7 protein-coding genes, 1 tRNA gene and 1 riboswitch are annotated in these 11,601 nt (G+C 38.0%); of the genes, 5 read left to right on the top strand and 3 right to left on the bottom strand.

Annotation, left to right across the window (positions count from 1 at the left end; translation table 11 throughout):
• The first annotated feature begins 12 nt into the window (after nucleotides 1–12).
• Nucleotides 13–84, top strand: a tRNA-Asn gene (locus BDR01S_RS21090).
• A gap of 612 nt (nucleotides 85–696) precedes the next feature.
• On the opposite strand, the gene BDR01S_RS21085 is transcribed toward BDR01S_RS21090, so the two are convergent.
• Entirely contained in the window at nucleotides 697–1,668 is a 972-nt protein-coding gene (locus BDR01S_RS21085; RefSeq protein ID WP_066259392.1) for an NAD(P)-dependent alcohol dehydrogenase, read from the bottom strand.
• Between the two features lie 323 nt (nucleotides 1,669–1,991).
• Here BDR01S_RS21085 and BDR01S_RS21080 point away from each other — a divergent pair, with 323 nt between their 5' ends.
• Both BDR01S_RS21080 and tnpB read left to right on the top strand, forming a co-directional pair.
• Nucleotides 1,992–3,146: a PrsW family glutamic-type intramembrane protease gene (locus tag BDR01S_RS21080; protein ID WP_066259390.1), complete on the top strand. Its 1,155-nt coding sequence runs from the start codon at nucleotides 1,992–1,994 to the stop codon at nucleotides 3,144–3,146.
• A gap of 499 nt (nucleotides 3,147–3,645) precedes the next feature.
• Nucleotides 3,646–4,821, top strand: a complete 1,176-nt coding sequence (gene tnpB / locus BDR01S_RS21075; protein WP_066259389.1) for an IS200/IS605 family element RNA-guided endonuclease TnpB — start codon at nucleotides 3,646–3,648, stop codon at nucleotides 4,819–4,821.
• A gap of 108 nt (nucleotides 4,822–4,929) precedes the next feature.
• Here the strand turns inward: tnpB and BDR01S_RS21070 are convergent, their stop codons facing one another.
• On the bottom strand, nucleotides 4,930–5,910 hold the full coding sequence (locus BDR01S_RS21070; RefSeq protein WP_235846625.1) for an LCP family protein: 981 nt from the start codon (nucleotides 5,908–5,910) through the stop codon (nucleotides 4,930–4,932).
• Nucleotides 5,911–6,099: 189 nt separating this feature from the next.
• Nucleotides 6,100–6,186, top strand: a riboswitch (cyclic di-GMP riboswitch).
• Nucleotides 6,187–6,589: 403 nt separating this feature from the next.
• On the opposite strand from BDR01S_RS21070, the gene BDR01S_RS21065 reads away from it, so the two are divergent.
• Nucleotides 6,590–8,656 carry an Ig-like domain-containing protein gene (locus BDR01S_RS21065; protein ID WP_066259380.1) on the top strand — a complete coding sequence of 689 codons (2,067 nt, stop codon included), beginning with the start codon at nucleotides 6,590–6,592 and terminating at the stop codon, nucleotides 8,654–8,656.
• An 82-nt stretch (nucleotides 8,657–8,738) separates the two neighbouring features.
• Here the strand turns inward: BDR01S_RS21065 and BDR01S_RS21060 are convergent, their stop codons facing one another.
• Entirely contained in the window at nucleotides 8,739–10,085 is a 1,347-nt protein-coding gene (locus BDR01S_RS21060; RefSeq protein WP_066259376.1) for a glycosyl hydrolase family 28-related protein, read from the bottom strand.
• Nucleotides 10,086–10,536: 451 nt separating this feature from the next.
• Between BDR01S_RS21060 and BDR01S_RS21055 the strand changes: the two genes are divergently transcribed.
• Nucleotides 10,537–11,343: a GDSL-type esterase/lipase family protein gene (locus tag BDR01S_RS21055; protein ID WP_066259374.1), complete on the top strand. Its 807-nt coding sequence runs from the start codon at nucleotides 10,537–10,539 to the stop codon at nucleotides 11,341–11,343.
• The last annotated feature ends 258 nt before the right edge of the window (nucleotides 11,344–11,601 follow it).

Below are 11,601 nucleotides of genomic sequence, written 5' to 3'. Positions count from 1 at the left end.
CCATGATATTATTCCGCAGTAGCTCAGTGGTAGAGCTATCGGCTGTTAACCGATCGGTCGTAGGTTCGAGTCCTACCTGCGGAGCTTTTTTTGAACCAAAGGGAAGTTTTGTCTACTCCCTTTTAAACATATCTACATTTATTTAATAACAATACAAACCACCTTAAAAAAGTAATTTTTTTAAAGGTGGTTTTTTTATGTTTAGCAAATACACCTTTTGATAACTATTTACATTCATGTAGAAACTAAGTCCACTAGAGGATATTTGCAAAACTGAACAATACTGGGTATAGGCACAATTTCTAATTCAGCAGCTAAATAGGATCCTTTTTAAAAGAGTCATTGTTAGAGCCAACCTTCGACATTGTTTTCATGGATTTGAAGGGATAAGGTCAGGAATGGAGCGTACTGAAGGCACTTTTAATCAAACGTTTGTGTAATAGGGGAAAGACGGGTATTTCGTGGAATGATCAAAGTTTATGAGAAATTAATCTATTTTTGGGGAAATGTAGGTTATCTCCTGCGGAATTTTCTTGCGTATCTCGACAATCTCCCAACTAGTTTGGTAGTTGAAATCCTTTTCTATCAGTGCCGGCAGCAGTTTCAACCAAACGTTTGATTAGTATATCCTATCTGGAATTTAGTCGAAGAGTGCAACTTATTTTACTGGCAATCAAAATGCCAGGAAAACCGTCCCTATGGAACGGTTATGACGACATTTCCCTTCTTGTGTCCTTTCTCGACATATCTATGAGCTTCAACTATTTCTTCGAACGCATAGGATCTGTCAATGACCGCTTTTAACTTCCCCGCTTCAATTAGTTCTTTGAGGAAGTCCAGTGCTTCTGAAGTTTCAGGTGAATTGCGACTCAATATTAGTTTCTTGCTGCTTGTCAATTTAGTCCATAGCATTCGAGCACCTGGTAACGGTACAGTGACGTTTAAATAGGTTCCGTCCTTCTTTAGCGATTTCATACAAGCTGAAAACGAACTTTTATCGACGGCTTCAAGGATCACATCATAAGCCTCGCCTTTACTTGAAAAGTCTTCTGCAGTGTAATCAATTACTTGATTGGCTCCCAGAGATTTTACCCATTCTATATTACTGGTACTGCATACGCCTGTAACATTTGCCCCGAAATGCTTGGCAATCTGTACGGCATAACTTCCTACACTTCCGGAAGCTCCATAGACAAGGACCTTTTGGCCACTCTGAATATTAGCTTTTCTAAGAAAAAACAAAGCTGTTCGTGCTCCTATGGGAATGGCTGCTGCTTCCTCATAAGTTATATTGGTGGGTTTAATCGAAACTGGTCCATCCTCAGGAAGACACTTATACTCGGCATAAGCACCAAAACCCACCAGAGATGCTGCAAAAACCTGGTCTCCTTCCTTAAACCTTTTGACATTTTTGCCAACTGATTCAACTTCTCCTGCTAATTCCATCCCCAATATCTCTTTTTTGGGTTGTCTAAAACCAAGTGTTATTCGGGCAGGCAGCCAATAAGCGCGAGGAACTGTAAAACTCCGTGACCGAATATCTGCTACAGTAACGGTTGTCGCCTTTATTTTTACCAGTATTTCATTTTCTTTAGGAATCGGTTTTTCTACCTCTTTCAGTTGAAGGACGTCGGGGGGACCATACTTTGTGTACACAATTGCTTTCATTTACCATCCTCCAATTCGTGATATTTTATTAATATCAATACCTACGAATAAATAGAACAATGGTTTAGCTCTTCATGTGGTGGTACTTAAATTAAGGCTGTGTTAAACTTGGACACTCATTACATATTTATTGGGACTTACTACATAAATTTGATTATTTACTACATACTTTCCAAAACTTACGACACTTGCTGGAACGAAATTGGAAATGACGGAAATTAAAAAATATATCCTTACCTGCTAATATTTAAATTTTCAAAGAATCGTAGTAACAATGAACTACTAATAGTAAAATAAAGGTAAAAACATAAGGAGGGGAAGTAATGGAATGTTATCAGTGTCAATTTACAGTACCATCTGATGCGAAATTTTGTCCCTTTTGTGGTTCTGCTGTCATCATGGTTCAAGATAGTATCAGTATCCGCAGGAGTGCAAATAATACTGAAAAAAGTGCAGGTTTAAGCTCAATTGCTAACAAAATTAATGCGGTCGCAGGCATAGATAGTCCTCTTGAAATAAAACTAAAGGATCTGTTTTCAAATGTGATGGTCAAACATAGTGAGGAAGAAGCTGAGGATTTATTCTTCGTAGGGACGGGTAAAACCACTCCAAGTATTGAGAACATGGTAGATAGCTGGCCTAAACCTTGGTTGTTCGCGCGTACCTTTATGATAGTCGGTATTCTTTACTTTGGGATGTATCTTGGTGTTGAGACATTTCAAAACCTAAATTTTTTACCGGGTCTGATTACTTTAGGTTCATTCATGATGCCACTTACGATACTAATTTTCTTTTGGGAGATGAATGTTCCACAGAATATCTCCATCTATAAAGTTATTAAAATTCTGTTTGGCGGAGGAATCTTATCACTGGTTACGGCTGGCTTTATTTATGATAATTTTAGCGATAGTACTAATGTCATCATGATTGGAATTATTGAAGAAGTTGCTAAATTGTTAGTCATTCTTTGGTTTTTAAAAGAAACCAAGTATAAATTTATCTTTAATGGACTTTTGATTGGAGCAGCGGTAGGGGCTGGGTTTGCAGCTTTTGAATCGGCTGGTTATGCCCTCAGAGTAGCATTGTTGTCCGATTTAGACAACATGTACTCGACCATCATTTGGCGAGGAGTGCTGTCACCTGGGGGCCATATCGCATGGGCCGCATTATTAGGTAGTGCAATTTGTATAGTAAAGGATGGAAGCAACTTTCGTTGGTCGATGTTAAGTGATTTCAGGTTCCTGCGAATATTGGCGATTGTTATTATATTGCATGCATTATGGGATGTCCAATGGCCAGGCGAATTGCCGTATGCCCAAATTGCCCTTACCATTATTTCGTGGATTATTGCTTTGGGGATAATGAATATAGCTTTAAAGGAGATTTCAAGTTTAAAAGCTTCCCAGACCATGGGAATGGTTCTGCCAGTCGACACTAGCCTTATTTCAGGCCAAGAGAACCGTCCCCGCGGAATTTAGAATATTAGATGTGTAAGTACTTTTAACCAGCCGAAAAACGCAATCCATAACGGAATACTTAGAGATGTACCCCAGACTAGTCCAACTAAAAGATTTCCCTGCTTGTCCATGAAATCCACTCCCAAGATAGACATAGATAAACATCATTTATGAAAACGCTTTCACTTTGTGTATCATCAATAATTACCCTTAAAAGGAATAGTGCATCCCCCGAAAGGTCAATTAGAGTATATGAAACGAGATTGTTTCCTATATAATAACCAAACACAAATAGGGAAAAAGGGAGAAATGTGAAAAAGATGAATAAAATATTTCGACAATTAGTGTAAATAAAAAGCCGAATGATGGTTTTATCATCTTTCCGACAGAATACCCCTTCCTTAAGGAATGTGAAGGGCGAAGCCCAATGAGTAGGGAGGGGATGAATGTCGGTTGGCGATAGCCAAAACCTTCCTCCCTATGCTATAATAGGAACAAATGTTCCTTCGGGGTGAAATATATGCTTGTAAACAAGGCATTCAAGTTTCGCATCTACCCAAACAAAAAACAAATTGAACTGATTAACAAAACTATTGGCTGTTCAAGATTTGTATACAATTTCTTTCTTGGCAAGCAAAAAGAAAAAGATGCTTACTGGTATATCGTCGAAGAAATGAGGCAAAACGGTCAGCTCCAAGCGAATAACTGGAAAGGAAAATTCTTCAACAAATATGAAACAGTGAAATCACTTCCTGAACTAAAGAAAAATTACTCATTTTTGAAAGAAGTCGATAGTATTGCTTTGCAAAAATCAGTAGAAATTTTAGCTGATTCCTATATTCGCTCCTACAAAAAGCAAAATAAACAACCTCGATTTAAGTCAAAAAAGAATCCAGTGCAATCTTATACAACAAAGTATACAAACGGAAATATAGCTGTCATAGACAACTACATCAAACTTCCCAAACTAGGGAACGTCCGTTTTGCAAAAAGTCGTGAAGTCGAAGGTCGTATGATAAGTGCCACGATCAGGAGAAATTCCTCTGGTAAATATTTTGTTTCTTTAGCTACTGAATCGGAAGTAAAAGAATGGCCTAAAACCAATTCAGCCATTGGAATTGATGTCGGACTGAAGGATTTCGCTATTCTTTCGAATGGAACGATTTACTCTAATCCGAAGTTTTTTCGTTCATTAGAAGAAAAATTGGTCCATGCACAAAAAGTTATGAGTAGACGAACGATAGGTGGTGAGAACTGGTATATAGCCAAAAGAAAAGTCGCTCGTATTCATGAGAAGATTGCGAATGCAAGAAAAGATTATCTGAACAAGATTTCTACCGAGATTGTCAAAAACCACGACATTATTGGAATGGAAGACTTGTCAGTATCGAGCATGTTAAAGAACCACCATCTTGCCAAAGCAATCAGCGAAGTATCTTGGTCACAATTCAAAAGCATGATTGAATACAAGGCGAAATGGTACAGTAGACAAGTAGTAACCGTTTCAAAAAACTTCGCTAGTAGTCAGCTTTGTTCTTGTTGTGGCTATAAAAATAAAGACGTTAAAAATCTCGGATTACGTGAATGGGAATGCCCTATATGTCATACCCATCATAATCGAGATATTAACGCAGGAATCAATCTTAAAAACGAAGCATTAAGACTTCTAACCGCAGGGACTGCGGGGATCGCCTAATCAATAACGGGTGGATACACTGGTGTTCTTAGGAATCCCCTTCTTCAAACAACCCGTAAGGGTGTTAAGGAGGGGTAGTTCAACAATCAACCATCATTCGGCATTAAGTTAAAAGTTCTTCGTTACCAACTCTTTGATCTTTTCTTGATCAATGACTAACTGGTAGTTATTTGCTTTTAGAATATCATCGTACATTCTTTTTCCTTCACCGGGAATTTGGTGGTATTCCAACTGGGTTTCGGGGTTGAAATCTTTAGCTGCTAGTCCAAGACTTAACATATCTTGAGTGGACATGTTGGTCGCAATTACAAAGTCAGGAATGGATTTTACCAAGGTAGGCAAATTGGTGATATTATTTGGACTTAAGGCTTTCTTAGCAATTCCTTTTAGCGCTTCCTCTTGTAACTTTTGACGGCCATATTCACCGCTTGCAAGGGAATAGCGCTCGTGTACAACCTCGGCGACCATTTTTCCATCAAAGGAATGAGTACCGGCATTGATGACTTTATTCTTATTTTCGGCATACCATGGATGGGTTAATTTCACATCAAAAGGGACGTTCATCTCAATACCATCAATGGCATCCACCATAGCCTGAAAGCCGCCATAGTTGGTTTCTACATAATAATTGATTGGAACACCCGTTAGCTCACCAACTGCTTTGACCGCTTCTTCTATCCCCTTTTGGGCGCCCTTTGTTGCCTGCATAATATATTGAACACTTGTGAGTTTCGTATATCCGTAACCATCCAAATGAACGCGGGTATCACGCGGTATGCTGATTGCATCATATTGATGATTGGTTAGATCGACATGTACAAGCATCATCGAATCCGAGTGCCCAACCTTTTGTCCTTTTCTTTCATCGGATCCAATTAATAACAAATTAAATTCTGGGTCTTTTACTTCTACTGATTTATTTGTTGATGTGGTGTCTTCGGTTTTTCCTGAACTTACAACAGGCACCGTGGTAAAATGATTTCCCGGCTGTATTTTGTAGTATTCAAATCCAAGGCCTGCAATGATGAGTAAAATCATACCTAATAAGCTAAATCCAGCAATCTTCCATTTGCTTTTCTTCTTTTTCATAATTTCCTCCGACATTGGATCATTCAATTCTACTAATTTTACTATTTCTGGTTAGTGATTTCAATAAAAATAAACGGTTGCTGCCCTTTTCCAAGGGTGCAGTTAGGTCGCATTTTCATCATAATCAATAGGTTTATAGAACTATTTTATAATATTTGTGACAGTTTTAATAGATATAAATGCATAGTTCGTACGAAAGGGCAAACCCATTGAAAGGTGGTGGCGCAAAGCTAAAGGGGCTAAGGTTTACACAAACGATGCCAGCCAGTTACCGAATATAATCACCATACTACGAATTATGATTTCCAACTTTAGGAGGTAACCCTATTTTAATTTCTATTACAGGTTTATTTGTTGGTTCTTTCGCTGTGTTAAAAATCATGAGTTTAATCCTTGCGGCCAAAAAAGAGACCAAGTAATTAAAACGCAACCTTAAATTGAAAATGATTTCTAAGACAATCCCGATTCAGAGATTTTTTTGTGTGGGACATATGACTCAGACGCTTGGTGCGGTTCCGAGTTCAAATTCCCAGCATGTTATTTTCCAAAACTATTTTTGATATTTATCGTGCACTGAATTGCCGGGGCTTTGATGTCGAAAATTGTTATGGAGATTATTGGAATATTAGAGTAATATTGCTAATATAGGTATATATTATTCAAAAAGGAGATTAACAGAATGCTTGAAAAACGACTGAAAAAAGTAGGTATGCTCTTTCTAGTAATTTTTAGTTTTCTTTACTTTACCCATGCGAATGAAGCAGAAGCAAAGAGTACTTCCGGAAACAATGTAAAGAGTGTAAGTGTAAAAAGCGGCAGCAGCACGATTTTTATGGGCGGGTCTACGATGGCAAAGACCAAGCTGACACTTGAAAAAAAGAGTAAGATGAAGGCCTCTAGTATAAAAATTAGCTATTCATCTAGTAATTCTGGAATTGCAAAGGTCGACCAGAAGGGGGAAATTACTGGCGTTTCCGAGGGTACGGTTATTATTACGGCGAAAGCGGAAAGAAAGATTGGAAAGGTCAAAGTAAAAATACTCCCTAATGTGAAGAGTGTGAAGACGGTCCAAACAGCACCGCTGATGCTTGGTGCAAGTTCAACAGTAAAAGCATATATAAGCTTAGATAAATATAGTAAGAAAAAATTGAGTGATATTAAAGTAAGCTATTCATCTAGTAATACTAAGATTGCAACTGTGGATCAGTACGGAAGGATTACGGGAAAATCAGAAGGGAGCGTTACCATTTCAGCCAAGGCTGAAAAGAGGGAAGGAAAAATTACTATAAAAGTCCTTCCTAACGTAACGAAGATTGCATTAGTAAAAACGGAACCACTGTTAATCGGCGAGAGCGCAGACCTGAAGGCAACCGTATCCTTGGATAAGAATAGTAAGAAAAAGTTGACTGATTTTAAAGTGACATATACATCTAGTAATCCGAAAGTGGCAACTGTCAATACAGCAGGGAAGCTTACTGGTGTTGCAGCTGGACCGGTTACGATTACTGCAAAGGCAGAAAATAAACTAGCAAAAATTACATTCAGTGTGGAATCACATATTACTAATCTATCTATATCGAAGCAAAAGGATTTGCTGGATATTGGTGAAGTATTAGATACACAAACAACGATTACTTTAAATCCAAATTCCAAAAAACAGCTTTCCGATATTAAAATCAGCTATTCATCTAGTAATCCCAGTGTCGCAGCTGTAAATGAAAATGGTCAGATTACTGGGGTAGCTGAAGGAACCGTAACTATATCTGCGAAAGCCTTAGATAAAGTAGCTACTTCAACTATTAAAGTATCTCCTCTTATCTGGACACTAGATGCTGAAGAGCTGGTTGAGGATGATAATAATATGACATGGGCTAGTGACTCGTCGAAGTTTTCATTAAATAATTATATCCTTAATGCAAAAACTAGTACGGTAATTAAGAAGTACAATGGAGCGGTGGATTTTTATTCCAAAGGGTTCGGTGTGCTTGATTACAATCCTGATCATCTGAGTTTGTATAGCAATAATTTTAAACTATTTAATACTGTTGCTGATATGAGTGCATCTTTTAGCGGTACGTCTTTCTTTTATAATAAATATCAAAGAAGATATACCCCGGATGGTTCCTATTTGTTGTATACAACCCCAAATGATTATAAGTATTTAGTGAATCTTACCACGAATGAACTTGAGAAAGAATTTGTAGGACCTTATGGTCATTGGGGACGTCTTTATAGCCTAGATATTAGTCCTAATGCCGATAAAACGGTTATTTCGGGTGGTGATGAATTTTATATTTTTGATTTGAAAACGGGAGTAATAGAAAAAACCTTTTATGACGAAGGTGTACGAAATTTATCTTACAATGCCAATGGAAGTGAAATTGCAACAATCAAATATAATGCTGCTGATGTGAAAATATGGGATGTTGATTCGGAGGATATCAAATACATATTAGCGGACCATGCTGGAGAAGTGAATGATTTTTCCTACAGCAGTGATGGAAGATTCTTCGCCACGTCTGGGGATGATGGAAAAATTATTGTGTATGATGTAAGGGATAATTATCGTATTGTTCGTACCTTAATCACAAAATATGATCAAAAGCAAAACAGATTGGGATGGAGCACCAATCAAGTTAAGACAATTGCCTTTAACCCCGCGGGGAAGGAATTGGCAGCAACCTATTATACTCCATTTAACGACGAACCTAATTTAGTTTTGTGGAATTTGAATGGGTTGAAATAAAGAAACTTTAGAGTTACTTCTGGGACCTATTTAAGGCCCCAGAAGGCTGAGGGGAGGCGGTCATCAGGAAACAAATAATCTCCTATTTTTCTACCAATACTGGACCTGAATTACTATAGTTATTCTTCCCAACTGTAACCTTCCTGCTAGACTCGCGTGTTGCATAAACCGAATACTCCTGTACATCTTTAAAGGTATTCCCTTTGATATTTAGCCCATCAACAATAGAGCCATTGTACGTGTCTGTTTCCATTCCACTTTTAAAGTGGGAAAAGGTGTTTTTTTCAAAGGTTGTGTTTGAAATATTTGGTCCTTTCGCCCATAAATAAGCCACTTGACCATTCCTAGCTCCGGTAAATGTATTTCCTGTGAAGGTAGTATTTTTTGAACTAGTTTTTATGGTGACTCCAACACCAGTCGTCTTTACTTTGTTTTTAGATATCTTTGTTCCAACAGATTCTCCTAAATGTCCTTCAAATACGAATCCGTTCTTTGTGTTTATCGTATTGTTATAGATATTAAGGTTGCTGTTTTTAAACCAGAGATACATTTCTTTTACTTGAAAGGTATTATCATGTATTTTGGCGTCTTTTGTTTCTTTTATCATGAATCGGCCATTCTTTCCTTTGACCTTATTATGATAAAAATTAATATCGTGGTAAAAATTACCTGTTCCCTTGGTGCCTTCAATTTGTATCGTATAGGTTTCACTTGCGTTCGTTTCAAATGAATTATTGTAAATTTGCGCATCGTAGAGGTTGATTTCTTTCCAGGGTTCAAAATGGAGTGCGGGGCGGCCCACGGTCGATGAACTAGTGTTATTAAAGATCTTGATATGGTTCACTTGCTCGACGACTATGTTGGAACGGTGATTATCTAGGATGAGATTGTTAGAAAGGGTAATCTGGTTGCTTGCCTTCGAGGAGCCAGTTACGGAAATCCCGTCGCCAACAGCATTTTGCAGCCTATTATGGTCCACCACGATATGATTACTTTCCCAAATAAAGATTGTGTGCATATGTTCGGTGCCATCTGTGTGATTTTCGTAATTCCCATCAAGGGTTAGGTTTTTGATTTGAACATTCTTAACTTCACTTACATTTACTAATCGTGTTTGTTTTTGGTCATTTGCGGAATTAGCAAGCTTTAAAGTTACCGTATCACGGTCCTCACCAATTAAATTGACATTGGATTTTACAAAAATCGGTTCTAAGATATAGGTTCCTGCGGGTACATAGACATCTCCTCCGCCATTCGAAGCGCTCGTATCAATCGCCTTTTGAAACGAGCGTGTATCATCGGTTATTCCATCACCTTTTGCACCATACTCCTTAACATTGTAACTCGAGGGATTGTCCCCCTGTCTATTCATGAATAAGAAGGTGACTATCATTAGTGAAAATAGAAGGAATAGGGCCAGCTTTTTCATTTTCCGCACCCCCTTCGTGCCAATTTTCTCCCATTATAAAAAAAGACAGACGCTTTATACCCTGTCTACTAAGTGCTTCCTGATGCTGTCATTCAATCTATCTACTAAGTATACTATCTTCTATTATAGATTCCTTGTTTTTTCCTTAAATTATCAAAAATGCGATTTATTTACTGAATAATGTGTACGAAAGCTTTAAAATTAAATATGGATTATTTTGTAAAAATACAGACGAATAATGAGCGGAATTTGTCAATGAAAAGGGCATATTAGCTGGAAAAAGTTGAAAGGATGGCTGATTTTGTCTTCCGGTGGTAATAATTTTTGTGCTTGAATGAAAATGTAATCTTGAATATTAGATTTGTAGATTTTTGACTAAACGTTCTTAATTACGAACAGAGATGACTCTGATAAGGCGGTTATGTGCCTAATAACCTATTGGAGGAATGTTATGAGAATTAGTAATAAGTTTAAGTGTTTAGTATTAGCGGGCGCTTTACTTATGTCCTTACCAGTTAATGCATTCGCAAAAGGTCCAGAAAAAAATGAAAAGAGTCATGAAAAAGTTGAATTAGATTATGTAGCATTAGGGGATTCTCTTGCAGTAGGGTATACACCTTTTGGTCCAGGGAAGGTAGGATATCCGTTCTATATCTCACAGTATTTTGGGAAATCGGGATTCAAAGTCGATTATGATAATTATGCTGTCCCTGGCTATACTTCAGTTCAATTAGCGAACGATGTCCTTACCAACAAACTGGTACGAAAAGGAATTCAAGAAGCTGAATACATTACCATAGATATTGGGGGAAATGACCTCCTGGCTGCCCTTAAAGTGGATCCTACCGGTCTAACTGCCCCAGCCGCCATTGCGAGTGCCTCTGGGAACATCCAAACCATTTTAAAAACCATTGATAAGTTAAACCATCATGCGAAAGTGTATGTCATGGGCTATTACAACACCTTCCCTTATTTACCTGAGCAACAGCAGGCAGGATTGATACCATTGTTGGTTGCGCTAAATGGTCAAATCAGTACATTGTCAAAGGCAAATGGTGATACGTATGTGCCGACATTTGATGTGATTGCATCAAACTATCCAGCCTATCTTCCTAATCCAACTAACATTCACTTAAGTCTAGCAGGCTATGAAATTGTCGCCGACCAATTCTGGAACGAGATTGATAATAGCTTACCAAACAGAGACTGTGACGACCACCACCACAAAGGCAAAAACGACCATCATCACCATCGATAAAAACAAGAAGTAACCGCCCTTTCTACATGGAAATGGGCGGTTACTTTTTTACTGATTAACTACGGATCTATCGAATTTCTAAAAAGAGGTATCTTGGGTTTCGCAAACAAATTAATTAGAGCGCTATAGTATAGACGACCGAACACCTGGAAAAATCGATAGCACGGTAGCCAATAGGCCTTATAGACGACCGAACACCTGGAAAAATCGGTAGCACGGTAGCCAATAGGCCCTATAGACGACCGGACACATGGGAAA

It is taken from the genome of Neobacillus drentensis NBRC 102427, assembly GCF_001591445.1.
Lineage (GTDB): Bacteria > Bacillota > Bacilli > Bacillales > Cytobacillaceae > Neobacillus > Neobacillus drentensis.
Note: the sequence above shows the minus strand (reverse complement) of the source record. Positions and strands in the feature narration are given on the sequence as shown.